Consider the following 25,966-nt stretch of genomic DNA (forward strand, 5'->3'; position numbering starts at 1 on the left):
GAAGTGATGCAGCTGCACGGCGGCCCGCAGCATCGCAGGTTGCGTGCCGACTGGGCACGACGACCGCAGCCGGCCCGAGACCCGCCGTGGTTGCGCGGGGATCGGGGCGGCGCGGGCGGACCGCATGTCACATGCGGCTCGCCCGACTTGGGCAGCACGGCCGCTCGAGTCGAGCGCACGAGCGCGGACGGGTCCGCCGCGCAAGCGCGAGCGTGGACCAGACCGCCGCGCCGCGTTCCCTCGCCGGAATGCCAGCCGCCGAAGTGCCTCGGGGACCGTGCCCGACGCGGCACCTTCGGGTACGATGTCGCGGCGCGATCATGTTCGGTTCCTTGGAAGTCACTCGGTTCGGGTGCATCGAGCATGTTCGCACCCAGCTCTCTGCCCTCCATGCGTTCGTCGGGCCGAACGACTCCGGCAAGAGCACCCTCCTGAAAGTCGCGGGAGGAGTTGCGTGTGAGTGCGCGGATGCATGGCTGCTCGCTTGGACGGGCACGCGGCCAACGGAGGCCCTATCGACCGGTGCCGCGAAGGAGCGACGCACGGCACTCGCAGGCGCTACGTCCGACGTCGCCGGCGTGCTTGCGCGCGTCGGGGTCGACAAGATCGCAGAGGACGCGACGTCTTTGCGGCGCTGGCTCGAGCGCGTGCAAGCGATGGTGGCCGAGTCGCCGCCGAACCGGTCGTAGGGTTGAACTCACTAGTACCTCGACACAGCGATAGTGATGGGTCAGAACGCCGTCATGGCCGCGACTCCGCAAGGCGCCGTGCCGCCGGAATACCGGGCGTATTTCAAGGTGCGGCAACGCAGCGAGGCGCGGTCAGGGCGGTGTTATGGCCCGTCACTATCGCTGTGTCGAGGTACTAGACCCGTGCGCGAAACGTCAGCGGTGGCGGCTCGGTGGCCGGCTCGGGATCTGGCGAGACCGGGAACACCTCCGGGGTCTCCGGCTGCGTCGGCAAGCCGGGTGGCGGCGAGCTGGGCTCGGGATCGCGGTCGGGCTCGACCTCGGGCTCGGGACTCATCGACGTATCGGTGGCCATGCGTGAGCATGACGCTAGCGCGCGACGCAGGCCCGCGTTGCTGCAGCGACGACGCGTCAGCGGCCGTGGTCGCGCAGTGACTGCGGTGGCGCGCGAGCGGGTCGCAGGTCGCGGCGGCGATCCTGCAACCTCGATCACCGCAGATACGCGTCGACCAACGCTTCGGTGCGATCCCAGAGTGTGTCGGCGAAGCCCTCGTCGCGTGCCTCTGCGCTCGCGCGCGTCACCGCACAGTCGGCGAGGTAGGCCCCGGAGTGCGCGGTGAGCTCGGGCGCCGCGACGGCGAACACGGTGGTCGCCGCGCCCTGTGGCACCGACTTCATGAACGGACGCCCGACGGCGCGGAAGACCACGCCCATCACACCCATGCTGCGCGACAGTGCGGTCGCGATCACGCCCGGGTGCACGGAGAGCGACGTGATGTGCTGCGGCACGCGCTTCGCGAGCGCGCGCGCGAACGATGCGTTGGCGAGCTTGGCATCGCTGTAGGCGTCGAACGGCGCATAGCGTCGCGACTCGTAGCGCCGGTCGTCGCCGAGGGTTCGCAGGAGTCGCTCGCCGCGGCCGCGGGTATGCATTGCGCTCGACAGCGTGACGACGCGGGCTGCCGGCGCGCGCTCGAGCGCGGGCAGCAGCAGGCGCGTCAGCAGGTGGTGGCCGACGTGGTTGGTGCCGACCTGGAGCTCGAAGCCCTGCTTGGTGAACGACAGCGGCGTCGCCATCACGCCGGCGTTGTTGACGAGGTGATCGAGCGGCTGCCCGCCCTCGACGATCCCGCGCGCGAACGCGGCGACCGAGTCGAGGTCGGCGAGGTCCAGCGCGGCCACGCTCAGCGTGCCGGCGTTGGGGCCGAAACCCGTGCGCAGCTCGGCGGCGACGCGCTCGCCCGTGGCGGTGTCGCGGCACGCCACCACGACGTCACCTCCGGCACGTGCGAGCACCCGCGCGGTCTCGATGCCGAGCCCCGAGCTCGCACCGGTCACCACCAGGCGACGGCCCTTGAGCGACAGCCCACCGAGGGCCTCCTGGGCCGTGCTGCGGGAGCCCAGGTTGCGCGCAGACTCGAGAACCGATGCCGCCGACATGCGAGCGATCATACGGACACGCGGGGGGCCCATGTTACGCGCGCGCGCGCGACCAGGGCGAGCTCGGATGCAGCGCGCCCTCCGCCCTCGCGGTGACGCGTTCCTTCAAGACGCGCGCCCATGGACGCGCTACACCCCGCGCATGCACGCACAGGGGTCGTTCGAGGTGAAGATGAACGCACAGCCGCCGCTGTCCGAGCGCGACGGCGTCGTCATCGGTCGCGCCACATTCGACAAGCACTTCTCGGGTGGGCTCGAGGCGACCAGCGTGGTGTGGTTCACGTCGGTACGGACGCCGGACCCGGCGGCCGCGGCCTACGTCGCGATCGAGCGCATCGACGGCACCCTCGACGGTCGCGCGGGCTCGTTCGTCGTCACGCACCTCGCCACCAGCGACGCCGACGGGCGCTCGCTCGAGGTCGTGATCGTGGGTGGGTCGGGCACCGGCGCGTTGGTCGGCATCACCGGTCGCATGACGATTCAAGTCGAGGGTGGACGCCACGCGTACGAGCTCGACTACACCCTCGGCTAGAGCGGACCCGCGCTGAGCTTCGCGACGGGCGCACGCTCACTTCGACGGGCAGCGCGAGAGGTACTCGGGGCTCGAGAGGAACGCAACGCGCACGGACTCGATCGTGCTGCCGTCGCGCATGGCGTCGAGCCAGGCCGCCGCGCCGGCGGGATCGGGCTCGCGGTCCAGCACCCGACGGTAGGTCTCGGCGATGGCCAGCGCGCGGTGCTCGTCGCTCGTGACGAACGCGGTCACGACGTCGCGGCGGGTCTTCACGCCCGCGAGCGACGCCCCGAGCCAGCCCTGGATCTCCATCTCGCTGCCTTCGCGGCCGAGCACGTCCTTGTACAGCTGGGCGACGAGGCCGTGTCCGTCGCTGCCCGCGATCGACTCCCAGTACTCCGGGCTGGCGAGGAACCCGATCGTCATCGTGTGCTCGCCGAGGCCGCCGAGCATCGCCTTCACCCAGCCTTCGAGCCCGGCTGCGTCGGGCTCGCGGCGCAGCAGCGCCAAGTAGCGATCGACGACGAACCCGGTGCGCGCCTCCTCGGAGCGCACGAACCCGTCGGCGACGCTCGAGGCACCGACGCCGCCTTCGATGGCCCCGACCCAGCTCACCAGGCCGCCGGCATCGGGCTCGCGCCCGAGCACGTCGCGGTAGAGTTCGCTGACGTAGCACGTCGGATCGAAGGCGCCCTGCATCGCGCCGTAGAGGTGCGCGATGCCGCCGAGGTCGCCGTCGCTCAGTCGCTCGCGTTGGCCCTCGATCCAGCCGCCGTCTGGCGTGGTGATGGTCGGTCGGTCGGGGTCGATGGCGAACGCCCACGAGGGGTAGTGCATGATCGAGCCGATGTCATAGCCGCCGATGTCGGCGCCCTCGGTGCCCTGCTCGAGATAGGTGAGGAAGTTGTGCTCGAAGCCGGGGGCGATGTTCGCCCAGTCGATCGTCACGTTGGCGTCGCGATCGGCCCGCGACTGCTCGTGCCACAGGCCCGCGGTGTGGCCGAGCTCGTGGATGATCGAGCCCACGCCGCAGCCGCCCGAGAGCCACACGCCCTGCTCGCCGCCGAGCCGCCCGACGTTCGACGAGCAGCCGTCGCCGGGCTGGATGCGGACGTAGTCGGGCTCGCTGCTGCGCGGCACGAAGCGCAGGCGCGTGTGTTGGTGCCAGTGCTCGATCGCCTGGCCGACCTCGTCGCGGATCGACTGCGGCAGGTCATCGTCGAAAACGTAGGGGACCACGGCGTCGGTCCACAGGCGATCGGGTTTGACCGCCGAGCGATCGGGCGCGCGCTGCCCCAACGCGACCGCGTCGAAGTCGACCACGCGACCCAGCACGATGTCGCCCTCGTGCACCGCGACCCCGTCGACGATTTCGTAGGACAGCTCTTGGTACCGCGTCGCCGCGAGGAACCAGCCCTGCGCGACGTCATCTGGCTCCCGCAGCGGGAAGGCGCGCTCGGTGCCGTCGAACCACGGCGCACGATCACCGGTGGTACCGACGTAGCAACCGCCCAACGACAAGCACGAGAGGATGATCCACGTGGTTCGCATCGCAGCACTCCTTCGAGGCGTCGCGGGCCGCCGCACCGTCCGCGGCCGCGCTCGACGCCTCTCGATGGCGTGAGCGCGACCGCGGCGGCCGAAAGCCTGCCTGCCCCGTGGAGTGGGACGCCCGCGATCGGAGGCGGTGCGCAGGCGCGTCGCGCATGTGCTCGAAGATCGTCACGCAGGGGGTATCTGTGGCCTGATCTCGCGTGCGCGCCGATGACGCTCTTGCGCGTTCGGGGCGGGAACGATCGATCGATCGAGGTGACGTGGCGCGCTTCGGCCGAGACTCCGATGCATCCAGGGCGCGCGTCCGTGGACTGCCACCACCGGAGCTCGAACCATGCGCATCTACGGACTCTTCGTTGCGCTCGCGGCTGCGTGCGTGCTCTCGGCCTGTGACGAGCCGATGTTCATCACCGATCACGGCGAGTTGGGGCTGGACGCGACCGAGCTCTCGCTCGATCCCCTGCACGACCCCGAGTCGCCGCCGCAACTGTTGGCGGGCACGCGATTCTGCCCCGAGGTGGTGAGCTGGGATCAGGGCCATGGCAGCGGCAGCCTGCAGCCCGGGTGTTTCGGCCTCACCCTCGATCCGCCGCTGCCGCTGGTCGACGGCTGCTTCACCCTCGAGACCCCGGGGACCTCGCAGCTACAGCTGTCGCCGCAGGCCTGCGACGGCCCCTCGGCCGACGTGCTGCGGGCCGACACGCTGCGCCTCGAGGTCCATCCCTTCGAGGACGCGGCGCTGCGCTACGACGACACCACGCTGCGCCTGCTGTACGCCGAGCTGCAGCCCGAAGCGGGCCACGAGTTCCCGCCGGCGCCAGCGCCCGAGCCCGATGGTCGCTGGCGCATCGTCGCGGGCGAGCCCGCCAATATCGGCCTGCAGCTGTATCGGCAGAGCGAGCCGTTGGTGTCGCTCGCGTACACCGACGGCACGCCGGTCATCCTCGGCGATCCCGCACCGGAGGATTTCGTCTTCGACGACGTGAGTCCGCGGATCGTCGCTGCGATGGGCGACGCGTTCGGCCTGGGTCTCGAGTTCGCCGCCGGCACCGTGGTCGCGCCGCAGCTCATCGTCGTCGATGGTGACGAGGCAGCCAGCCTCGAGCTGGTGGTCGGCTGGAGCGCGTGCGAGTTCTGCGAGGACGCCGACGCCGACGCGATGCCATTGTTGGTGCAGCCGCTGCTGCGCGACGTCGTCGGTCAGCGCTTGCACGGCGCCGCGATCGAGTGGTCGATCGACGGCAAGGCGAGCCTCGACGACCAGTTCCCGGGTGACGGCGTCGTGCTCGGCGACCTCTGCACCGAGGAATTCGAGGGCCAGGCGCGGCACCTCACCGTCACCGCGAAGTACCGCACGCTCATCAGCGAGGCCGAGCTGCGCTTTCGCTGTCCGGCCGCACCGCAGGGCGATTCAGGGCTGCTCGGCTGCGGGTGCTCGGCGGGCACCGACGTTGTGCCCGTGCACGGGCTCGCGCCGTCGTTCGTGCTGTGGTGCGTGCGTCGCCGCCGGCGGCGACGCACGACGTCGCGTTGACGCCGACGCATGCGTTGGCCGTTCGATCGAGATGCGGCTGCTCAGGGCAACCCTGATGGTGCGAGCGGCGACAGCGATGACGTGACGGGCATCGATCGCTTCCGATGCTTGACGATCGGATGCTCGGCCGCCAGACTGCTCTGGACCTCGCGAGGATGTGCGGGGCACGAAGGAGTCGGAATCATGCATCGCATCGCATCGCATCGCATCGCATCGCATTACGTAGCTGCGTGATGCTGCTCGGTCTCAGCGTCGCGCCCACGGGTGTCGTGGGCTGCGCAAAGGGAGTTCTGAACGATCAGACGGTCGACAGTTGGGGCACGATCGGCAGTGCCGAAGACACCGGCAGCATGCCGGTGATGGACGGGACACTGTGGTGCGCTCGAATGCCCGCGCATCCCGACGCGCCGGTCGGGACGCAGGGGCCGCGGTATTGTAAGAGCAACGGCACGGTCGATCCGTGGGTGTGTGGAGAGGACAATGAGGGTCAGATCATCGAGCCCCAGCCCGACGGCGGCGCGCCGAAGGGCTGCGTCTGCGTGCCTCCCGAGGTCCAGGCGGACTACGCCGTCGATCACATCATCGGCGACGACGAGACCCCCGGCGGGATCCTCACGCTCTACCGCGACGAGATCTACGCAGCAGCCGTCACGCGCTGCCTCGAGATCATCGACGAGACCCCCGGGGTCAACCACAACGAGTGCGAGAACATCATCGGCCCCTCGCTCGACGCCGACCTGATCCCGGAGCTCGTTCAGAGCGGCGGCATCGGTAGCTGCGTCGCGTTCCAGATCTACGCTCCTGACACCACCGGCGGCGCCGACTCGACCACCGCGGGCTTCGACGTCGACCCCGGCGTCGCCGAGCTCCCCGACGACAGCTACACCGATCACTACGTCCTCAGCCGGGCGATCACGTGGAACTCGGACAAGAGCCGGTACGACGTGGACGCCGGCTTCTTCGAGGACATGCTCGACAACCCCGGTTGGCTGCTGCAGGAGTCTCCGCGGGTGGACATGGTCACCGGCACCAACTGGACCTTGACCGGCGTCAGCGCGGGCACGGTGGTCTATGCCCTCGGTCTGCGCACCGGTGACCGACCGATGGTGCTCAACGGCATGGCCTTGAACACGATCCCTGGAGTGCTGGACGCGTACGCGAGCCTGGCCTCGGCGTCGGACTTCACACTCACGCTGCTCCGCAGCGGGTCGCCACTCACGATCACGTACCGGGTGGAGTAGGTGACGTCGATGCGATTGCGCCAGCTCGTCTTCACCGCTGTTGGGATCCTGGTCGGGTGGGGCTGCTCCGATCGCACCGTGGTCGACGACCCCGAGCGTGACGAGGAGGTCGAAGCCTGCGAAGCCCTGAGCGAGTGGTCCCAGGCCTGCGGGGGTGAGACGACCGTCGAGATGTGTCTGTCGAACTACTTTGACGAGCTGCTCGATCCGTGTCGCGATGTCGCGCTGAATCGCACGCGATGCTATCCAGAACAGGTCTGTGGCGACGATGCGATTGCCGCCTGCCGCGACGTGTCGAATCCGTTCTCGGTCTGCAGCGCCGACCCGCAGTCGTGGGCGGCCGCCGGCTGCGACGCGAGCAAGTGCCCCGGCGAGTGCTGTCGCGGATCCCTGCCGTGTCGGTACGATCCCGATTGCCCCTGGTACAAGCCGGTGTGCGACGAGCCGTCCGGCGCCTGCATGGAGGCTCCGTAGCTGCGAGTCATGCGAGTCATGCGACTGCGTGAACTCATCTTCGTCTCCTTCGTCCCCTTCGCGGTGCTGCTCTGGTGTGGCTGCAGCGATCGCACCGTGGTCGACGATCCCGAGCGGGACGAGGAAGTCGAGGCATGTGAGGCGTTCGCCGAATGGGCTCGCGCCTGCGGGTCCGATTCCACCGTCGAGATGTGTCTGTCGAACTACTTTGACGAGCTGCTCGATCCGTGTCGCGATGTCGCGCTGAATCGCACGCGATGCTATCCAGAACAGGTCTGTGGCGACGATGCGATTGCCGCCTGCCGCGACGTGTCGAATCCGTTCTCGGTCTGCAGCGCCGACCCGCAGTCGTGGGCGGCCGCCGGCTGCGACGCGAGCAAGTGCCCCGGCGAGTGCTGTCGCGGCGAAGAGCCCTGCCAGGGCGTCGACGCCAACTGCCCCTGGTACAAGCCGGTGTGCAACGATCAAACCGGCCTCTGCATGGAGGCTCCGTAGCTGCGAGTCATGCGACGGAGGCCGGCGAGCAGCGATCGGATCTCGTGTTCGCGCATGGTCGAGCGCAAGTGGACCGGCTCGTCGCTGTGATTGCAGTGGGCGCGCGACTCGACACCCTCGCGCGGGAGTCGATCACTCGGCCTCGACGCTGTGACCCGCCGATGCGCCGCTGATCGTCGCGGTCTTCAGATCGACACGGAACGCGAACTCGTGCCCGTGGCCGCCGGGCGGCAGGACCTGCACCCAATAATCGCGCTCCTGTCGCTGGAGCACGATCGTCGAGGTCTTTGCGAGCGTGACCAGGCCCGCCGTCACGCTGCCGTACACCCCGAAGTCGCCGTGTCGACGCATCGCGGTGTCGATCACGGCGATGTCCTCGGGGGGGATCAGGCCGGTCTGGTGGGGCGGGACGTCGTACCACGCCGCCTCGGTCACCCGGCGCTTGGTCAGGTCGACGGCGAGGACGAAGATCGTCGGTTCATCGCTCGACGCGCGCGAGTACACGACCGCGTGCCGCCCGCGCAGCCGCGTTTGCCTCGGGCCCTTCTCGATCAGCGCCGCCATCCCGCGCGACACGTCCACCGGGACCGTGCGCCCCTCGGGTCGGTGGATCCACAGGGTGCGGTGCGCCCGGATGATCGCCTCGACGTCCGCGAGCTGTGCGGCGGTCAGCTCGTCGCCGGGCGGGATCTGCAGGAGCTCGCCCGAGAAATTCTCGTCGTCGAGTTGGTACACCGAGCGGAGGCCCGAGGCGCCGCGCATCGTCAACGTCAGCTGGTGCCCCTTCGGCGTCTGGGACACGCGGATGTCCATGAACTGCTCGAGGTTCGCGAGATCCCAGCCCGAACCATACGCGCGCAGTCGAGGCCCCAGCGTCCGGCGCTGGGCAGGCGTCAACGAGGACTTCATCCGTGCGGGCTCCAATGGGGCGGGCTCCAGCGGGGCGGCCTGGGGCGAGCCAGGTGAAACGGGTGGCGGCGAGAAGGGTGCAGCCGGAGCGCCGCACCCCATCGTGACGATGAACATGGCCAACAACGAGGAGCGACGCGACATGGACACGCGGAACGTAGCACCGTGCAACGCGACGTGCTCGCCCTACTTCATGACGCGAAGCTCGGAGCACGGCTCGAACGACGGATTCCAATCGACCCCATCGCTCGCGTCGCCCGCAGCACGCAGCCAACTCGATGCCCACCTGATGCAGAAGCGCAGCTGCGCCGCACCATGCTCCATCGTCGCGATCGATCCTGGATACGCGAACGGCACCTGGATGTCGCGCGTCGCACCGGGCGGCAGCGCTTCGACGATACCCACGACCATCACGCGGATGACGGGTTCCACCTCCACACGCTGGTGTCGCAGTCGTATGGTGGCTTCGAGCCGTTCCTCCAGGCCACCGACGCGGTACCGCGGCGCCCGTAGACCGCGACGCTGATCATCCGGGCGCTGTCGCTGCCCCGACACTCGTGTCGCTGCCCGGCGTGCTGCACGATCGCGCACACGCATTCGCGGACTGGGCCATATTCTCCTCGGCAATCGCCGAGCAGATTGCTTGCTCAGCGCCGCGTCCGGGCCGATCGCAGGGCGGCGCCGCGGATCGCGACCCGCAGCGCCGTGGTCGCGGCCAGGCGCGCGACCGCGGTGGTGCAGGCGCGGGCGAGACTCGAGACGACGTACAGGCCGATCATGTCCCCCATCTACGCAAGCCACCGGCCACACGGGATTTCGGTGGGTTGGGTGTGGCACTGCGCGAGTTGGGCGGGGCGCGCCGCCCGATGTGGGCACGTCGGCGCGCGGAGCCATGGTCCGCTGGCCGCACACAGAACCCGTGGGTGTCGGCCACCTTAGCCTGCGATGGCTCGCCTCCCGCTGTGTAACCGCATCCTGTTCGCGCTCGCTGGGCTGACCCCCGCGTGCGGCAACTCCCCGGCAGGCGGCTCTGACCTCGCGGACACGGGGACATCCGAAGCCGCCGAGACCCACGAAGGTCCGACGCCGGGTGAAGCGACCGCAGGCACGATGGGCAGCGATCCGACCACCTCCGATTCGCTCGATCCCGACACCGGTGCCGATACCGACGGCACGTCGGGACCGGACGATCCCCCGCCACCTGGCGGCGAGTATCCGCTCCCGCCGGGCGTCGGCTCGGGTCCGACCGTCTACGCGGCCGCCGACGGCGACGACGCCCAGGACGGCCTCACGCTCGAAACCGCGGTGCGTACGCTCGACCGTGCACTCGAGCTCGCCGAGCCCGGCTCGATCATCGAGATCGGCGGTGGCGAGTACGAGGGCTTCATGGTCAGCGACGGCGAGTTCGGCACCGAGGACCAGTGGATCCTGATGCGACCGCTCGACGGCGAGGACGTGACGATTACGAGCAGTGGTGATGGACCGACGATTTACTTCTACGCCGACGCATGCGACGAGGACAACGGCCTGGTCGACGGCAACTGCACCCACGCATTCGTCCGTCTCGAGGGTCTCCGCGTGCAAGGTAGCCCCAATGGTGGTGGCGACGGCAACGCGATCAAAATCGACACGCCGCGGGTCCAGCTGGTGAACAACCGCCTGTGTTGCTCGGTGGCCGACGTGATCAAGAACGTGCGCACCGCCGACGACACCGTGATCTACGGCAACGAGATCTACCAAGATCCGGCGATCGTCACGCCCGGCGACAACGCCCAGGGCATCGACATCACCGGCGCCGATCGCCTGCAGGTGGTCGGCAACTACCTCCACGACCTCACCGACATCGCCGCCTACGCCAAGGGCAACTCGCGCGAGGTCGTGTTCGAGGGCAACATGATCGCCGACACGGGCAAGGGCGGCGAGGGCAACGCGATCATGTGTGGGCAGTCGACCGATGCCGATCGTCTGGTCGATGGCGACTACGAGACCTACGACTGCATGGTGCGCAACAACGTCATCGCCCACGTCGCCGGCGCGTGCGTGGCGGTCGGCTCGAGCCGGGGCGCACGGGTGTACAACAACACCTGCTTCGACACCGCGACGATGATCCACGCCGCGCTCATGCTCACCAACGAGTCGGAGGTGGGCCAGCCGAGCACCGACGTCGAGTTCCGCGGCAACATCGTCGCGCAGAGTTCGAGTTCGCGGGTCTTCACCGACACCGAAGATCTCGGCATGACCGACTGGTCGACGCTGGTGGTCGGCGACAACCTCTACTTCGCCGAGGGCGGCGCTCCGGTGTTCACGCTGAACGCGTCGGGGCTGTACGACGGGGGCGATGCCGCGGCCTGGAACGCAGCGCTCTCCGATCTCACCGGGCACGGCGACGCCAGCACCATCGCCGACCCGAAGTTCGTCGACACCACGCGGCTCGAGCCGTCGGCCGGGAGTCCCGCGGTCGACGCGATGCCGTGCCTGGTCGGCTACGACTTCGACGGACAGTCGCGCCCCAGCGATGGCGAGGTCTGCGACATCGGGGCCATCGAGCTCGACTGACGATCACGTCGCGCTCTTCGTCCGCACCCGACGGTCCGGGGCTGCCACGACCTCGCGCCGCGCGCGTAATGGTGCCCACCCTGCGGGCGTCGCCGCGATCCGAGTTCTTTCTTGTCGGATCGTGCATGCCTACGTGCAGTGGGGGATGTGGAAGCGCGAGACATCGCCACGACTGTCGAGGCCGCCCGACGAGGCGATGCGACCGCGTTCGCGGCCCTGGTCGAGGCCCACCGTGCGGGCGTCCGAGCGGTGGCCTACGCCCACACGGGCGATGCGAACCTGAGCGACGAGATCGTGCAGGAGACGTTCGTGGTCGCCTGGCATCGGCTGGCAGCGATCGGGGATCCATCGCGGATCGGCGGGTGGTTGCGCGGCGTGGCGCGACGACTCGCACGCCGGCGATCGAAGCGACGCACGCACGAGCCGCTGGTGACCGACGTGGTCGATGATCGGGTCGGCGACCCGATCGCGAAATTGGAGGCACGCGAGCTGCTGATGCGGACGCTGATGCGGATGCCCGCGGCGTATCGCGAGCCGCTGATCCTGTTCCACGCGACCGGTGAGCCGACCCGCCGGATCGCCGAGATCCTCGGGATCACGGTCGACGCCGCCGAGCAACGGCTCCGGCGCGGCCGGGCGGCCCTGGCGAAGGAGGTCGAGCGGCTGTTGGGCGATGAACTATCCGAACGCGGGGGTCGGCGCAGCAGCAAGGAGATCGCGGGCGTCGCGATGGTCATGCCGCTGGGCGAGATCGATGGTGGCAACGGTTGGTGGAGCGGAGCTGGGGTGATGGCAATGGCGAGTGGAAAAAAGATCTTGGGGGCCGCGGCGCTGGCATTGGTGGTCGGCGCTGCGGTGGTGACGATCGATGCGACGAGCGCGGCGCGGACCGATCCCGAAGCCGCGGTGGTCTCGGCGCCGCACAAGCCGTGGCGGCGATCGGAGTCGTCCACGGCGGAGGTACAGCGCGCACGCGAACGCGCGGCCGATGCGCCGCAAGCACCGGCGCAGCCGGGACGCCAGCCCATGATCTCCAGTCGGCGCGACCTCGAGGTGTCCCAGCTCGGCGTGCGAACCACCATCAATCTGGCCGGTGGTGGCTCGCAGATCGCCGCCTTCCGCTCCGAGGATGGTTCGAGCGTCGAGTTGCGCACCGACGATCCCGCCGATCTCGCGCGAGCGCACGCGAAGTTCCCGCTGCGGCGGTCGCGATCGCTGCGCGGCCGCGTGCTCGACGTCGGCGGCAACGCAGTTCCCGGCGCATTCGTCGTCGCAGGCGGCGTGCGCTTCGACCTCGCCGATGCGCAGGAGCCCCATGTCGTGGCCGACGCGGCGACCCGAGCCGACCAGGACGGCGCATTCGAACTCGCGGTGGCCGAGCTCACCGACGTGGTCGCGTTCACCGACGCCTGCATGTCGCCGCCATCGGCGCTGGCACCGGGTCGAACGGTCACGCTCACCGTCTCGTGCGCGACGAGCCTGAGCGGTCGCATCGTCCGCGGCAAAGACGGGTTCGCTGGACGCATCGAGCTGTTCGCACCGCAGCGCACCGACACGGCATTCATCGCGCTCGAGACCGATGGTGACGGCCGGTTCGAGGTCCGGCCGGCGCCGTTCGGCGCGCTGCTTGCCGACGTGTCGGCGACGAGTGCGGGCGACGACATCCTCGGCCGTCCGATGCGTCGCGAGCTGGCCGTGATCGAAGGCGAGGCGAACGAGGTCGAGCTGGCGCTCGATCCGGGCCTCACGCTGTTGCTCTCGGCCGATCTGCGCGCCGCCCCCACGGGGTTCGCAATGGTCACCCATGTGCTCGCCGATGGGCACCACGCGTTCGCGACCGCCGAGCAGATCGAGGCCCTCGCCGTGCGTGTCGGGGAGCAGGCCGTGCGCATGCGGAGCTTTGGTGGCGCGGCGCCGCAGGCCGACCTCGGGCGCACCACCCAGTTCGACGATCTCGCGGCCGGGCCCTACACTGCCTGCGTGTCGCTCGACGACGGCGCACCGGTCTGCCGCACCGTCGAGCTCAGCCCCGAGCGCGAGGTCGAACCGGTCGTGATCGAGCTGTGATCGAGCTGCGATCGATCTGCGCCACCTCGCCTGGGGTCGACGATGGCGTGCACGATGCGTTCGTGGTGGTCGAGACCGACGCACATCCGTGCGGCGAGCAGCAGCGGCACCGCGAGCGCGCTCTCGACGGGGATTCGGCGCAGGGGCGGAGCTCGGAGCCATCCCCCGACGTGTCGAGCGCGTGACGCTGCGAGCACGCGCGCGACGGATGCATCACGGCCGGTCTTCGACGCGCAGCACCACGCCGGCGTCGCCCAGCGCGAACACCCGCCCGCGACCGTCACCGAAGACATGGCGCAGGCTGCGTTGCTCCGGCGCGACCGCGGTCCACGTGAGGCCGTCGTCGCGGGATCGCATGAGCCCGGCGGCGCCGGTGATGAACCACTCGCCGCGGGTCGCGTCGGCGTACACGCCCGTCCAGGGCTCGGTCGTTCCGGTCGCGGCGGGCGACCAGGTCTTGCCGTCGACCGAGCGCAGCACCATGCCGTGTTCGCCGACGGCGATCGCGAGCACCGAGCCCGCGGCCGAGCGACCGATGAAGCCGCCGTACAGGTACTCCGTGGTGCCGGCGTCCTGGCGCGACCAGGTCTTGCCGCGATCGGGACTGCGCAGGATGACGCCCTGGCCACCGACCACGAGCAGCTCGTCGCCGAGGCCCGAGATGTCGAAGCGGTTGCCGTCGTCGCGCCGAAGCAGCTTGCCCAGGGGTGTGCGCTTCCAGGTCTTGCCGCCGTCGAACGACGAGCGCAGCACGTCGCGATCGATGCCGTGGATCGCCCGCGCATCGCCCCACAGCGACCAGCAGCAGTCGCCGCGCGCAGGGTCGACGACCTTGGTCCAGCGCGTGCCGTCGTCGGTGCCCCGCCACACGCTGCCCTCGCCCGCGACGATGATCGCGTCGTCGGGGGTGACCACCACGTCGGTGCAGCACGCGACCAGGCCGCGACGATCCGTGCCCGGCGACAGCAGCTCCCAGGTGCCATCGCGGCCGCGCAGCACCGCGTGGGCGAGGGCCGCGTAGATGGTCGCGCCATCGGCCGACAGCGCCCCGCCCCACAGCGGCTCGCGCGCGCCGCCGTCGAGCAGCGCCCAGCTCTCGCCCTGATCCATCGAGTGCATCAGTGCGCCCGAGTCGCCCGCCGCGAACACCTCGCCGTCGGCCGCGACCCACAGCGCGCGTTTGGCCAGGCTGTACGGCGCCTGCATCTGCGCGCTCTGCTCGGAGCTGGCCCAGCTTGCGCCACCGTCGATCGAGCTGAGCACGTCGTAGCCGTCGCCGGCGAGCAGCACGCGCGGGCGATCGCTGCCGGGACGCGGAATCGTGGCGATGACCGGCGGGCCGATGAGCCGCGTCGACAGGTCCTGCCACAGTTCCACCCGCGATGGCGTGCGTCCGAGCGCCACGAATAGGTCCGGCCGATGCGGGTGGGTGTTGCGGCCTGTGATCACGAATCCACTCGCATCGACGTGCAGGTGCTCGAAGTGATCGTGCGGCGGCGCGGCGCGGGCGATCGCTCGCCACGACGCGCCGTCGTCATCGGTGACCCACAGCAGGCGCGAGACCAGCACCCACAGCTCGCCGGTGCGGTTCGAGCCGAGCCCCTCGACCGCCGCATCGGCGAACGTCAGCGCGCGGAGCTGCTCGGCTTCGGTCGGTTCGCGGGGTGGCAGCAGGATGTCGTCGCGGGGCATGCCCCGGAAGCGATCGCGACCACGATCGCGATCGTCGGCGAGCGGCGGCAACGAGGGCATCGCGACCGCGCGCCAGGTGTCGCCGCCGTCGTCGCTGCGAACGATCGTGCCGGCGGCACCGCCCGCGAAGATCTGCGACCCGTTGCCGGCCAGGTGTGCGAGCGCGTTCTTCGTGCCGGTGCCGAGCGCGGTCCAAGTCGCACCGGCGTCGGTCGACCGCAGCACAGTGCCCGCGTCACCGGCGACGAAGAACGCGCCCGACGGTGCCCGCCACGCGGCCGAGAGTGTCGCGGTGGTGTCGACCGGGACCACCGTCCAGTGAACGCCGCGATCCTCGGAGCGCACGATCGTGCCGCCGGCACCGACGGCGATCACCTGCCCCACATCGTCACCCGTGATCCCGCCGAAGCGCGCAGTCGTCAGCGCGGGATGCAGCCGCGTGACCTCGGCACGGACTGCGGGCGCGAGCACGGGTGCGACCACCGGCGTGGGCGTAGCGACCCGCGGATCCGCGCCGGGCTCCGCGACCGGATCCGCGCCGGGCTCCCGCGGCGCAATCGCAGGCGCCTCCCCACTCGAGCACGCGAGCAGTGTCGCAAGTGCGAGCGCGATACGGCGGCCGATCGCCATCGCCCGAGCGTAGCAGCCGGCATGCGCCCGCGGTACGCCCGGCCGTTCCCGCCGCACGTCAGGCTGGGTTCAGCACGATGTCATCGATGCGCGAGCCCTCGAACTGCTCGCGCGGCGCGGCCAGAGCAGCTGGACCTCGTCGTGCGCGAGGCCGAAGGCCGCGGCTGGCTCACCACGCTGTGCGAGGGCCTCCGCACGGCGACGGTCCGCGTGGGCGAGCCGACGGACACACCCGATCCGCGTCATCGACGTGCGCGTCGCTCATCGCGGGCTCGACCGCTTGCCCGGGGCGGTGCCGTTCTGCACCGGGGCGTCGGCGACCGCAAACGCCCCGGGCTCGAGGGCCTCGCCGCGATCGAGCGCGTCGCGGACCACGGCGAGGACCTGCTCGTCCCGCGCTCGCTGTGCGTCGCTGCGCTTGCGCAGCGAAGCGACCGGGCCGGCCACCCGAGGATTTCTCGCGAGCGCATCGGCATGTCGAGCCATGAACGCCCAGTACAGCGGCGTGATCGGGCAGTCGCGCTTCGGATCGAAGGCACATCCGTCGCAGTAGTCGCTCATCTTGTGGATGTACGCGGCGCCGCAGACGTAGGGCTTGGTCGTCATCAGTTCGCCGACCGCGAACGATCCCATCGCGAGCACGTTCGGCTCGACGACCCAATCGAATGCGTCGACGTAGGCGGCCCAGAACCAGTCGGTGAGCTCGCGCGGGCTCACGCCCAGGAGCGTCGCGAAGTTGGCGAGCACCATGAGGCGTGTGATGTGATGGCTCCACCCGTCGCGCCAGACATCGGCGACGACGCCGTCCAAGCAAGCGAGACCCGACCTGCCTCCCCAGTACGCCGGCGGCAACCCTGCGCTCGCGCCGAGCGTCGAGGGCGAGGCGCCGCCATCCACCCGTGAGTCCCGCGTTGGCCACGGCTCGCCCCGCCACCGCGCGAAGCCACCGTCGCCGGCACCGGGATCGATCGCATGCGCCGTCGCGGTGCGGCGAAAGCCATCGGTCTCGCAGTGCACGTGGCGCACGAACTCGCGCCAACCGAGGATCTGCCGCACGAAGCCCTCGCGGCACGAAAGCGGCAAGCGATCGTCGGTCGCCACCTCCGCGACGACCCGCGCCGGCAGCAGGCGATGCACGTTGAGCAGCGGCGAGATCCGGGTGTGGAACAGCCCGGCCGAAGTCGTGCTCATCGCATCTTCGAACGGCCCGAAGTGCGGCAGGCACTCGCGCTTCGCCCACGCCCACATGCGCTCGGCATCCGCGGCCGTCGTCGGCCATGCGCCGATGTCGAGCGTGCCTGGATGGTGTGCGAATCGCTCATGGACGAGCGCTTCGACCTCCTTGCTGATCGCGTCGGGCTCGAATCGCGGCAGCGTGGGTGACGGCGGCTCGCCGCGCCAAGGCCGGCGATTCTCCGCATCGAAGCTGTACTTGCCGCCGACGGGCTTTCCACCCTGCATGAGCAACCCGCTCGCCTGGCGCACGTGTCGATAGAACGCATCCATGCGCCACGGCGGCTGGGGCTGCGCGCGCAGGAAGTCCGCGCGCGACGTGAGCCACCCTGCATGCGGCACGCTGTGAATCCGCCCGCCGTCGACGAGCGGGGCGAGCTCGGCACGGAGCTCGCGTTCGGCCGCTTCCATCATCATCAGTGGCGCACTGCGGCGAAGTGCGTCGGTCTCGTCGAGAAATCGCGCCAGCGCGTCGGCGTACCCGCCGGACGCGACGAGGTAGCGCACCGCGACCCCACGCCGCGCTTGCTCGAGCGCGAAGTGTCGCTGGTTGGCGAGCACGAACCCGAGCTTCGCCTTGTGGTACGGCCGTCGCGCGGCCTTGTGTGGCGCCTCGATCAGCACGAGCCCGAGCTCGCGCGGATCGGTCTGCGCCAGTGGCCCCACGTCCGCGGTGAGCTGATCGTAGGGCGCGTAGATCCAGCGCCGGCCGCTCGGGTCCACGGATGCAGTGGCGAGCGCGTGCAAGAACTCTCTCATGGGCTTCGTTGTACGCCGGTTCGTCGTACGCCGCGTCGTGCCGACGTCGGCCTGCGCTGGCCGCGATCACGGCGGAGTTCGAGGCCGAGGTCCGACGGACGAGCGTGACGAGCTGCGACGCCTTCGCCGCGAGGGCGGCGGTGGACGATCATGAAGCCTGGGCGAAATCCCAGGCTTCGCCGCTGCGCAGTGTCATTTCCTGCGGCTTTCGCCCGCTGTGCCCTACGCAGATCGCTCGATGCGACACGCACCTCCGCGGCCGCACGCATCGGCACCGTCGCTCACAGCAAAGCCGGCAACCCCCGAATTGGGGCGGAACTTCGCGCCCGGGATTCGCAACGCTCTGGTCGACGACGATGACCACGCGCGCTCGATCCACGCTCCTCGCTGCTCTCGCTTCGCTCGCCCTCGCTTCGTGTGACGAAGGTGAAGGGCGAGGTTCTGCCGGTGGCGTTGGTGTCGGCATCGACGACGCATCGCCAGGCGACGATCTCTCGTCGCGTGATCTCGACGGCGTGTTCGAGGCGATCGCCGACGAGTACGACGTGCCGATGCCCCTGCTGCAGGCAATCGGCCACGTGGAGACGCGCTGGGAGATGATCGAGGGCGCCGAGGAGATCGACGGGCGCGAGGTCGCGTTCGGCATCATGGGCATGCGTGGTGCGCGGCTCGACGAGGCCGCCGATCTCGCGGGGCTCGATCCCGAGAGGGTGAAGTCCGATCGCGTCGCGAACATTCGCGCCGCGGCGGCATGGCTCGACGAGCGCGCGACCGAGAAGCAGATCGAAGATCGCAGCGACATCGGCGCGTGGGCCGACGTCGTCGCCGAGTGGAGCGATCTGCCGCAAGAGTGGGCGAAAGCCGCGTACGTCTACGTCGAGGTCTATCCGCGCATGCGCGAAGGCGCGATCGAGGTCGACGACAACGGCGATGTCCGTGGCGAGCTCGAGCCCATCGAGGTCTACCCCAACTTCACCGTGCCGCCGCCGGAACCGGCACTGCAGGCCGGTCCCGACTACGAGCTGTCGCTGTGGCGGCCGTCGCCGAACTTCAGCTCGCGACCGGCCGGCAACGCAGGCAAGCGCGCGATGATCATCATCCACACCTGCGAAGGTGCGTATGTCGGCTGCTACTCGTGGCTCGCCAACGCGCAGTCGGGCGTGAGCGCGCACTACGTCGTCAACTCGACCGGCTCGGAGATCACCCAGCTCGTCAACGAGTCGAAGAAGGGCTGGCACATCAGCGCGAGCTACAAGTGCTCGCTCAACGACAACCACGACTGCGGGCGCAACGGCAGCAGCAGCAACAACTTCACCGTCGGCATCGAGCACGCGGGCTTCGGCAATCAGGCGTCGTGGGATCCGGGCCTGATCGATGCTTCGGCGCGGCTCGTCTGCAACATCGCACGCGACAACGGCATCCCGATCGACGACGTGCATGTCGTCGGTCACGGTCGGCTGCAGCCGCACAATCGCACCGACCCCGGCCCGAACTGGCCGTGGCAGGAGTACCTCGAGCTCGCGCGGGCGCACTGTGACGAGACCCCCGAGCCGGAGCCGATGCCGGAGCCCGATCCGGATGCGGGTCCCGGCCCGGTACCGACCGAGATCCTCATCGACAGCAGCAACACGAACAACGATCAGGACCTGGGCTGGGTCGCGATGAGCGACCAGTGGACGGTGACCAGCGCGACCGCGGGCTTCCACGGCACGAGCTACGCATTCGGCAGCACGACCGCCGGCTCGGATCCGGCGACGTTCTGGTTCCACCTGCAGCAGGCGACGACGCGCACGATCGACGCATGGTGGACCGCCGGCACCAACCGCACCACCGCTGCGAAGTTCACCGCGTTCGACGCCAGCGGCGTCCAGGTCGGCACCACGTCGGCCGACCAGACCAAGAACGGCAAGCAGTGGAAGACCCTCGGCACGTTCCAGTTCTCCGCGGGCTGGAACAAGATCCAGCTGTCGCGTACCAACCTCGGCAGCAAGGTCGTGATCGCGGACGGCATCCGCGTCCGCTGAGCTGCGGAAGGCGCCGGCGGTCCCGACGGCTACATGGAAGCCGTGCTCGTGGAGACGATGCGCGCGAACGCGGCGAGCATCGGCGCGAACCTCACGGGCTCCTCGCAGCGACACATCTCACCTGACAACCTCGCGCATGGGGTCGTGAGGCCGACTTGCGAATGCGCCATGGTAGTTCAACGCCCTGGAGGCGTTGGCGTGAGGATGAGACGAATGGTCCGTGCGTGCGCGCGGCGTTGCTTCGCCGTCGCCCAGGTGTCGACCATCGGCTGCGCGTCGATGCGACCGTCGGCGACGCCGTGGGCGACGAGCCCCTGCACGATCGACCTGGCCTCGGCTTCGACCTCGGCTTCGCCGACGCCCGCGGTTCTCACGTGGACGCCCACGCCGAGTCGGGGATGCGCCCGCAGGAAGTCAGCTGCCCGTGCGAGCGCGCGCTCGGAGGCGGCGGTCGGGCCGCCACCGACTGTCGTGACCGAGAGCGGCGTTTCGAAGACGAGCTCCTTGCGCATCCGGTCGACGGCGACTCCTACTTTGCCCCCCGGTTCGGGACAACCGTCGGTATCGTCGTGGCCGTCGTAGGTCTCGCCAGCGTCCGGGCAAGCATCGTCGAGCACACCAAATCCGTCGCGATCGGTGTCGGCGTCGACGTCCGCCGTCGTCGCGATCCAGTGCAACGAATGCCCCTCGCCGCTCAGCCGGGCATCTCCCACCAGCAGGCCGACGATCTGGTTGTTGCGGCAGTGCGAGCACCAGCGCAGCTGTGGCACGGCACAGCGCTCGATGCCGAGCAGCCCGGCGACCCCGCCGGCGCTATCCAGCGCCCAGCGCAGCTCGGCACGACCGTCGAGTTCGTGGGCGTCGCGGCACTGGCCGGCGCTGCAGTCTTGCACGAGCACGCGATAGTCCGTGTGCATGGTGCCGAGCAACGCCTCGGGATCGTCGCAGGCGATCGCCCGGGCCAGGGGCTCGCACACCGCCGGGGCTGAACCGCAAACGCGCGACGCAGCGGCGTCGCATCCGACCGGGCACCGCCGGGCCAACGCGGGTTGCACCGCGACCTCGGCGTCGGGCTCAGCGACCGGCACCACGGCCGCGGGGAGTCGCTCGAGCGCCGCCGTAGCCGGGGGCACGTTGGACCGGCACGCCGTGGACGCGAGCAGCCACGCGGCACACCCGGCGCGGCGCATGGCGGCGCGCAGCGTCAAGACGCCGACCGCTTGCCCCGGGCGATCCAGGTGACTCCGGCGCCGAGCATGAACCCGACGGCGACGACGGCGATCGTCAACCCCTGCGAGACCTCCATCTCGTCCCACACGCGCTGACCCACCACGGCGAATCCCAGACCCGTGAGCAGGCCAAAGGCGATGGCGGTGGCGACTGGGTTGTTGGGCTTGTTCTGCGTCATCGGCCACCCGAGCATCGCACCGTACCGCGCGACGGTCTGCAATGGTTCCTCACGCTGGCACTTCGCTCCAGAGGCAGCGGCTGGTCGCCTGCGCCGCTTCTGGCGGGAACACGTACGTGGCGAGGTTGCTGGCCGTCTCCACCGTCTCCACGAGTGCGATCGGCGTGTGCGTGAGGCCGCCGCGGGCTGCGACCGCGGCTTCGTCCACGCGCTGCTGGGAGGCTTGACGCGGGTCTTTGCGGCCTGGGCTCGATCAATGGCGCGGCGGAGGCGTGCGCTGCCCTCTCCGGCGGACGAATGCGACGCCGCAGCCGATCACGGCGGGCCGATCACATCGCCGTCCCCCGCCTCGATCCCATCGAGCACGACTCCACCCGTCGAGCTCCAATACCGGTTGTCGTGCAGCACCGGCGCATGCGGGCTGCCGGTGCTCACCGCCTGTCGCTTCACCACATTCCCCTCGCCGTCGTTGACGAACACGTTGTGATGCACGACGCAGGTGTCGTCGACCCCATCCATGCCGGTCGCATCGCCGTACCAGAAGTCGACGATGGCCGCGGACGCGGCGAGGCGCACGTCGTTGTCGTGGATCTCGATGTTGGCGGGCGCGACGAAGTTTGGATCGAGGATGAAGCCCCACGTCTGCGTGCCGCGCACGACATTGTCCGCGGCGACCCAGTCGTGGGGTGCGAACTGCTCGCCCGGGCCGATGTACACGTGCACGAAGGCCCCGTTGCCGCCGGGCTCGTCGACGTCGTTGTGCAAGATGGCGAGGTTGCGCGGCGCCGTCGCCTGGGTCTCGCCGCCCGAGAGATAGATCGTGTGGTCGAGCAGCGACCCCGAGCCGTTGCCGTGGAAGTCGTTGCCGACGATGCGCAGGCCGTCGACGTCGCCGTGCACGCTCACGACGCCGTTGCCGTACTGGTCCATCCAGCCGGTGAGGACGAGGCCCCAGATCTCGAGATCGCGCGTGACATTGCCCCCCACGGCCTCGATCGTGAACGCGTTGCCACCGGTGTCGCCGTCGGGCGTGCCGGGGCCGACGATCGTTGCGCCGCGATGCGACGCGGCGCGGAGGGTGATGTGCGGCGGCAGCAAGGGGCGGTCGCCGTAGCTGCTGTAGATCTCCGTCGTGTAGCCGTCGTGGATCCCATCGAGGAACACGACCTCGGTGTCCTCGGGGATGGCCTCGATGTGCGCGTCGACGCGGTGCCACGCGGTGGCGATCGTCATGCCGTCTTGGGCATCGTCGCCCGCGGGGCTGACGTAGCGGACGTTCTGCCGCGGCGTGTACGACGGTGGCGTGTCGCCGCCGGTCGTTTCGCCGGTGGACGTGCCAGCGCTCGAGGTGCCCGCGCTCGAGGTGTCCGCGCTCGAGGTCGAGGTCGATGTCGATGCGACGCTGGACGTCGACGTCTCGGTGCTCGCGACCGTCGTCTCGCCGCGTGTCGTGCTGCCGCCGTTGGAGGCTGATGCGTCGTGCGCGTCAGGTGTGCACGCATGCACCGCGACGAAGAGAACCACGCCACTGCGATGCACGGCACGATCGTACCATCGACGGCGTTCGCCGCCGTCGCTCGCGTGGGCGCGGATCGTATCCGGGCCCATCGGCCTCCGCCCGCGCCCGGCGAGCGCGTGCCGGTCGAGCCGGTGGCGCCCGCGCACGACGCCGACCTCGCGGTCTCGCGCGCGCCGCTCGTGCGCGCGCCCGCGGAAGCGCCGCTCGGGTCCACGGCCGCAGCGGCGGTCGCGTCCAAGGACGCTCTCATCTGCCTCGTCGTACGCCGGCCTTTCGCGCGCCGCTTCGAGCCGACGTCGGCCTGCGCTGGCCGCGAGCTGCCGTGGGCGGCGTGACGGGCAGCGGGAGCATCGGCTCGATCAGCTCGCCGAGCGCGTCGACGAACAGCCGCACCTTGGCCGCGAGATGCGTGCGACTGGGAAACACTGCATACACGGGCGTCGTGAGCGCGGGATCGTGACCGAACAGGACCTCGAGCTCGCCGCGCTCCACCGCTGGTCGACACACGAGCCCGGGCACGCGCGTGATGCCGACGCCGGCCACCGCCGCTTCACAGGCGACCTCGAGATCGTTCACGACCAGGGTGGGCTCGATGCGCGTCCGCACCCCGAGCAACTCCCACTGCTCGATCCTCCGCGTGCCGACGAAGCGCGCCTGGGCCATGGTGTCGCGCTGCGGGTGTCCGTGGGTCGAGAGGTAGCGGGGACTCGCCACGAAGTACACGTAACCCACGCCGAGCTTGTGGACCGCGAGCGTCGAGTCCTGCAGCTTCCCGATGCGAATCGCGATGTCGAAGCCCTCCTCGACCAGCTCGACGCGCCGATCGGCGAGCACGAGCTCGACGCGAACCCGGGGGTAGCGCGACAGGAAGCTCGCGACCACCGGCGCGAGGTAGCGCCGCCCGTAGAGCACGGGCGTCGACACCCGGAGCACGCCGGAGGGCTCGGACTGTCGCTGCTGCACCTCGCGATTGGCGTCTTCGACCTGCGCCGCGATCGCGCTGCACTTCTCGGCGTAATGTGCCCCCGCGTCCGTCGCTCGCAGGCGCCGCGTCGTTCGCTCGAGCAGCCGCACCCCGAGCTGCATCTCGAGCTTCGCGATGCGCTCGCTCGCGGTCTGCTTCGTGATGCCGAGGTGTCGCGCCGCGCCGGTGAAGCTCCCCTCGCGCACCACCGCCGCGAACAAGATCATGTCGGCCGGTGAGATCATGCGATCGTCAAGGTATTCCTGACAAAGAGTCGGAGCAATGCCGGATTGTCGAACCGGCCATCGACGCCCAGGCTGGGAGCACCATGAACGACAAGCTCATCGTCGTCGCCGGCGCCAGCGGCAAGCTCGGCCGCCTCATCATCGAAGCAGTGGCCAAGGAACCATCGGCGCGTGTGCGTGCGCTGGTCCGCGACAAGTCCAAGCTCGCACTCGCGGGCGCAGGGAACGTCGAGGTGCAGGAGATCGACGTCGCGAACGCCGACCCCGCCGCCCTGGCCAACGCCGTGCGCGGCGCATGGGCCGTGATCTCCGCGTTGCAGGGAGGGCCCGACATCATCGTCGACGCACAGCTCGGACTGCTCGAGGCGTCGAAGGCGGCCGGCGCCCGGCGCTTCATCCCCTCGGACTTCTCGTTCGACTTCTTCTCGCTCCCCGAGGGCATCAACGTCAACTCCGACTGGCGGCGGACGTTCGCCACGCGGGCGCAGGCGCAGGTCGGACCGAGCTTCGAAGTCGTGCACGTCATGCAAGGAATCTTCGCGGACGCGTACGTGCTCGGCTTCCTCGGTCTGCTCGACGCAGAGGGCCGCGTCATTCGCTACTGGGGCGACGGCAAGACCCCGATCGATTGGACGACCTGGGAGGACACCGCGCGATTTACCGCTGCGGCAGCGCTCGACGATCGCAAGGTGCCCGAGCAGCTCTTCGTCCGCGGCGATCGCATGGACGTGTTCGGCTTCGCGAAGACGTTCTCGATGGTGCATGGTCGCGAGCTCGCCACCGAGTGCCTGGGCACGCTCGACGACCTCGCTGCCGAGACCGGACGTCGGCTCGCGCAGGAGCCGGGCAACATGTTCGCGTGGCTCCCGCTGATGTACGCACGCGGCGTGTTCGGTGGGCAGGCGCTGCTCGGTCCGCTGCTCAACGACAGGTATCCGCAGATCGTCCCCGAGACGGTGGCCCAGGCGATGGCCCGCGGCGCCATCGGACGCCCGGAGACGAGGACGCCATGACCACTCGCAATGTCGTCGCCGCGACCGCACTCGCGGCATCCCGAATGGCCGCGGGCTTCCGCACGCGAAGCCTGCGCCACGGATCGACCATCCCACTCGATCCATTTCTCAACGTCGACGAGTTTCACATGTCGACCCCGACGTTTCCGCCCCATCCTCACGCCGGTTTCTCGGCGGTCACATACATGTTCGAAGCGTCGGACGGTGGGTTCATCAATCGCGACAGCCTGGGCGACCGCTCGCGAATCGAGCCGGGCGCCATCCACTGGACCCAGGCGGCGCGAGGCATGCTGCACGAGGAGATACCGGAGCACCCAGGCATCGACTGCCACGGGTTGCAGATGTTCGTGAACCTCCGCCGCGCCGACAAACAGGCGGCTCCGCGGGCGTTCCACGTCGCGCGCGAACACGTTCCGGAGTGGAGAGCCGATGGCGCGCGTGTCCGCGTGCTGGCGGGCCGGTGCGGCGACGTGGAATCGCCCCTGGTCGACCTGCTCACGGATGCGCTGCTGCTCGACGTGCAGCTCGACCCCGGGGCACGCGTCTCCCTGCCGGTGCGGCCCGACCACAACATCTTCGCGATGGCGATCGCCGGCGAGGGCTTCGCGGATGAGCGCGGCGCAACGCTCTCGGCAGAGCCGGGCTCCGATCGCCATGCGGTCGGCTACGATCACGGCGGCAACACCGTGACGTTCACGACCCAGGGGCGGGCGCTGCACCTGGTGATCGGCGGTGGCACGCCGATCCGTGAGCCGGTGGTGTTCGGCGGCCCTTTCGCCATGACGAGTGCCGCGGACGTCGCAGAAGCGTTCGCGCGCTACGAGCGGGGCGACATGGGGCAGCTCGACGCTTCGTTCACCGCGCGCTGAGCCTTGGTCGCGTTCCATCATGCGACGACCTGGAGTTCTGCGGTGGAGCGCGAGCGGTTCGGCGAGGCGGCCTGTGGTCGTCGACGCGGCGGTCGGGGTCGAAGATCTCGCCTGCCGCGAGCTACGGGGAACTCCGG

23 protein-coding genes are annotated in these 25,966 nt (G+C 69.9%); 11 read left to right on the plus strand and 12 right to left on the minus strand.

Annotation, left to right across the window (positions count from 1 at the left end; genetic code table 11):
* Positions 1–320 precede the first annotated feature (320 nt).
* Positions 321–689 carry a hypothetical protein gene (locus tag IPH07_39810; GenBank protein MBK6923600.1) on the plus strand — a complete coding sequence of 123 codons (369 nt, stop codon included), beginning with the start codon at positions 321–323 and terminating at the stop codon, positions 687–689.
* 175 nt (positions 690–864) lie between these two features.
* Here IPH07_39810 and IPH07_39815 read toward each other — a convergent pair whose 3' ends face one another.
* Both IPH07_39815 and IPH07_39820 read right to left on the minus strand, forming a co-directional pair.
* Positions 865–1,044 carry a hypothetical protein gene (locus IPH07_39815; protein MBK6923601.1) on the minus strand — a complete coding sequence of 60 codons (180 nt, stop codon included), beginning with the start codon at positions 1,042–1,044 and terminating at the stop codon, positions 865–867.
* Positions 1,045–1,178: 134 nt separating this feature from the next.
* Entirely contained in the window at positions 1,179–2,129 is a 951-nt protein-coding gene (locus tag IPH07_39820; protein MBK6923602.1) for an SDR family NAD(P)-dependent oxidoreductase, read from the minus strand.
* A gap of 142 nt (positions 2,130–2,271) precedes the next feature.
* Between IPH07_39820 and IPH07_39825 the strand changes: the two genes are divergently transcribed.
* Entirely contained in the window at positions 2,272–2,661 is a 390-nt protein-coding gene (locus IPH07_39825; protein ID MBK6923603.1) for a DUF3224 domain-containing protein, read from the plus strand.
* Between the two features lie 36 nt (positions 2,662–2,697).
* On the opposite strand, the gene IPH07_39830 is transcribed toward IPH07_39825, so the two are convergent.
* Complete coding sequence (locus tag IPH07_39830) at positions 2,698–4,194, minus strand: DUF4214 domain-containing protein (GenBank protein ID MBK6923604.1); 1,497 nt, start codon at positions 4,192–4,194, stop codon at positions 2,698–2,700.
* A 337-nt stretch (positions 4,195–4,531) separates the two neighbouring features.
* Here IPH07_39830 and IPH07_39835 point away from each other — a divergent pair, with 337 nt between their 5' ends.
* The 4 genes from IPH07_39835 (at position 4,532) to IPH07_39850 (ending at position 7,941) form a co-directional block, all read left to right on the plus strand.
* Positions 4,532–5,731, plus strand: coding sequence for a hypothetical protein (locus tag IPH07_39835; GenBank protein MBK6923605.1), 1,200 nt, complete (start codon positions 4,532–4,534; stop codon positions 5,729–5,731).
* A gap of 233 nt (positions 5,732–5,964) precedes the next feature.
* Positions 5,965–6,972 carry a hypothetical protein gene (locus tag IPH07_39840; protein ID MBK6923606.1) on the plus strand — a complete coding sequence of 336 codons (1,008 nt, stop codon included), beginning with the start codon at positions 5,965–5,967 and terminating at the stop codon, positions 6,970–6,972.
* Positions 6,973–6,981: 9 nt separating this feature from the next.
* Positions 6,982–7,446, plus strand: a complete 465-nt coding sequence (locus tag IPH07_39845; GenBank protein ID MBK6923607.1) for a hypothetical protein — start codon at positions 6,982–6,984, stop codon at positions 7,444–7,446.
* A gap of 9 nt (positions 7,447–7,455) precedes the next feature.
* Positions 7,456–7,941: a hypothetical protein gene (locus IPH07_39850; protein MBK6923608.1), complete on the plus strand. Its 486-nt coding sequence runs from the start codon at positions 7,456–7,458 to the stop codon at positions 7,939–7,941.
* Between the two features lie 132 nt (positions 7,942–8,073).
* Here the strand turns inward: IPH07_39850 and IPH07_39855 are convergent, their stop codons facing one another.
* Positions 8,074–8,850: a hypothetical protein gene (locus IPH07_39855; GenBank protein ID MBK6923609.1), complete on the minus strand. Its 777-nt coding sequence runs from the start codon at positions 8,848–8,850 to the stop codon at positions 8,074–8,076.
* Positions 8,851–9,036: 186 nt separating this feature from the next.
* Entirely contained in the window at positions 9,037–9,282 is a 246-nt protein-coding gene (locus IPH07_39860) for a hypothetical protein (protein MBK6923610.1), read from the minus strand.
* 513 nt (positions 9,283–9,795) lie between these two features.
* Between IPH07_39860 and IPH07_39865 the strand changes: the two genes are divergently transcribed.
* Both IPH07_39865 and IPH07_39870 read left to right on the plus strand, forming a co-directional pair.
* A complete protein-coding gene (locus IPH07_39865; protein ID MBK6923611.1) occupies positions 9,796–11,406 on the plus strand; it encodes a right-handed parallel beta-helix repeat-containing protein in 1,611 nt (536 codons plus the stop codon).
* A gap of 147 nt (positions 11,407–11,553) precedes the next feature.
* A complete protein-coding gene (locus tag IPH07_39870) occupies positions 11,554–13,473 on the plus strand; it encodes an RNA polymerase sigma factor (GenBank protein MBK6923612.1) in 1,920 nt (639 codons plus the stop codon).
* Between the two features lie 213 nt (positions 13,474–13,686).
* Here IPH07_39870 and IPH07_39875 read toward each other — a convergent pair whose 3' ends face one another.
* Together IPH07_39875 and IPH07_39880 are read right to left on the minus strand one after the other, a co-directional pair.
* Complete coding sequence (locus IPH07_39875) at positions 13,687–15,795, minus strand: hypothetical protein (GenBank protein ID MBK6923613.1); 2,109 nt, start codon at positions 15,793–15,795, stop codon at positions 13,687–13,689.
* A gap of 261 nt (positions 15,796–16,056) precedes the next feature.
* Entirely contained in the window at positions 16,057–17,787 is a 1,731-nt protein-coding gene (locus IPH07_39880) for a cryptochrome/photolyase family protein (GenBank protein ID MBK6923614.1), read from the minus strand.
* A 515-nt stretch (positions 17,788–18,302) separates the two neighbouring features.
* On the opposite strand from IPH07_39880, the gene IPH07_39885 reads away from it, so the two are divergent.
* On the plus strand, positions 18,303–19,811 hold the full coding sequence (locus IPH07_39885) for an N-acetylmuramoyl-L-alanine amidase (GenBank protein ID MBK6923615.1): 1,509 nt from the start codon (positions 18,303–18,305) through the stop codon (positions 19,809–19,811).
* Between the two features lie 176 nt (positions 19,812–19,987).
* Here IPH07_39885 and IPH07_39890 read toward each other — a convergent pair whose 3' ends face one another.
* The 5 genes from IPH07_39890 to IPH07_39910 all read right to left on the minus strand — a co-directional run bounded on the left by IPH07_39890 (position 19,988) and on the right by IPH07_39910 (position 23,947).
* Positions 19,988–20,788: a hypothetical protein gene (locus tag IPH07_39890; protein ID MBK6923616.1), complete on the minus strand. Its 801-nt coding sequence runs from the start codon at positions 20,786–20,788 to the stop codon at positions 19,988–19,990.
* 227 nt (positions 20,789–21,015) lie between these two features.
* Positions 21,016–21,219, minus strand: coding sequence for a hypothetical protein (locus IPH07_39895; GenBank protein MBK6923617.1), 204 nt, complete (start codon positions 21,217–21,219; stop codon positions 21,016–21,018).
* A 49-nt stretch (positions 21,220–21,268) separates the two neighbouring features.
* The gene (locus IPH07_39900; GenBank protein ID MBK6923618.1) at positions 21,269–21,427 is read right to left on the minus strand and encodes a hypothetical protein; all 159 of its coding nucleotides are present in this window, start codon (positions 21,425–21,427) and stop codon (positions 21,269–21,271) included.
* 107 nt (positions 21,428–21,534) lie between these two features.
* Positions 21,535–22,758, minus strand: coding sequence for a hypothetical protein (locus IPH07_39905; protein ID MBK6923619.1), 1,224 nt, complete (start codon positions 22,756–22,758; stop codon positions 21,535–21,537).
* Positions 22,759–22,984: 226 nt separating this feature from the next.
* Entirely contained in the window at positions 22,985–23,947 is a 963-nt protein-coding gene (locus IPH07_39910; protein ID MBK6923620.1) for a LysR family transcriptional regulator, read from the minus strand.
* An 83-nt stretch (positions 23,948–24,030) separates the two neighbouring features.
* Between IPH07_39910 and IPH07_39915 the strand changes: the two genes are divergently transcribed.
* On the plus strand, positions 24,031–24,960 hold the full coding sequence (locus tag IPH07_39915; GenBank protein MBK6923621.1) for an NAD(P)H-binding protein: 930 nt from the start codon (positions 24,031–24,033) through the stop codon (positions 24,958–24,960).
* Positions 24,961–25,088: 128 nt separating this feature from the next.
* Complete coding sequence (locus tag IPH07_39920; protein MBK6923622.1) at positions 25,089–25,829, plus strand: pirin family protein; 741 nt, start codon at positions 25,089–25,091, stop codon at positions 25,827–25,829.
* Positions 25,830–25,966 lie beyond the last annotated feature (137 nt).

Source organism: Deltaproteobacteria bacterium (genome assembly GCA_016709225.1).
Lineage (GTDB): Bacteria > Myxococcota_A > Polyangia > Nannocystales > Nannocystaceae > Xiheibacterium > Xiheibacterium phototrophicum.

Excerpts from the sequence above, each read along its gene's own strand:
- IPH07_39810 (MBK6923600.1), top strand. The coding sequence starts at position 321 with ATGTTCGGTTCCTTGGAAGTCACTCGGTTCGGGTGCATCGAGCATGTT.
- IPH07_39815 (MBK6923601.1), bottom strand. The coding sequence starts at position 1,044 with ATGGCCACCGATACGTCGATGAGTCCCGAGCCCGAGGTCGAGCCCGAC.
- IPH07_39820 (MBK6923602.1), bottom strand. The coding sequence starts at position 2,129 with ATGTCGGCGGCATCGGTTCTCGAGTCTGCGCGCAACCTGGGCTCCCGC.
- IPH07_39825 (MBK6923603.1), top strand. The coding sequence starts at position 2,272 with ATGCACGCACAGGGGTCGTTCGAGGTGAAGATGAACGCACAGCCGCCG.
- IPH07_39830 (MBK6923604.1), bottom strand. The coding sequence starts at position 4,194 with ATGCGAACCACGTGGATCATCCTCTCGTGCTTGTCGTTGGGCGGTTGC.
- IPH07_39835 (MBK6923605.1), top strand. The coding sequence starts at position 4,532 with ATGCGCATCTACGGACTCTTCGTTGCGCTCGCGGCTGCGTGCGTGCTC.
- IPH07_39840 (MBK6923606.1), top strand. The coding sequence starts at position 5,965 with ATGCTGCTCGGTCTCAGCGTCGCGCCCACGGGTGTCGTGGGCTGCGCA.
- IPH07_39845 (MBK6923607.1), top strand. The coding sequence starts at position 6,982 with ATGCGATTGCGCCAGCTCGTCTTCACCGCTGTTGGGATCCTGGTCGGG.
- IPH07_39850 (MBK6923608.1), top strand. The coding sequence starts at position 7,456 with ATGCGAGTCATGCGACTGCGTGAACTCATCTTCGTCTCCTTCGTCCCC.
- IPH07_39855 (MBK6923609.1), bottom strand. The coding sequence starts at position 8,850 with ATGAAGTCCTCGTTGACGCCTGCCCAGCGCCGGACGCTGGGGCCTCGA.
- IPH07_39865 (MBK6923611.1), top strand. The coding sequence starts at position 9,796 with ATGGCTCGCCTCCCGCTGTGTAACCGCATCCTGTTCGCGCTCGCTGGG.
- IPH07_39875 (MBK6923613.1), bottom strand. The coding sequence starts at position 15,795 with ATGGCGATCGGCCGCCGTATCGCGCTCGCACTTGCGACACTGCTCGCG.
- IPH07_39880 (MBK6923614.1), bottom strand. The coding sequence starts at position 17,787 with ATGAGAGAGTTCTTGCACGCGCTCGCCACTGCATCCGTGGACCCGAGC.
- IPH07_39895 (MBK6923617.1), bottom strand. The coding sequence starts at position 21,219 with ATGACGCAGAACAAGCCCAACAACCCAGTCGCCACCGCCATCGCCTTT.
- IPH07_39910 (MBK6923620.1), bottom strand. The coding sequence starts at position 23,947 with ATGATCTCACCGGCCGACATGATCTTGTTCGCGGCGGTGGTGCGCGAG.
- IPH07_39915 (MBK6923621.1), top strand. The coding sequence starts at position 24,031 with ATGAACGACAAGCTCATCGTCGTCGCCGGCGCCAGCGGCAAGCTCGGC.
- IPH07_39920 (MBK6923622.1), top strand. The coding sequence starts at position 25,089 with ATGTCGACCCCGACGTTTCCGCCCCATCCTCACGCCGGTTTCTCGGCG.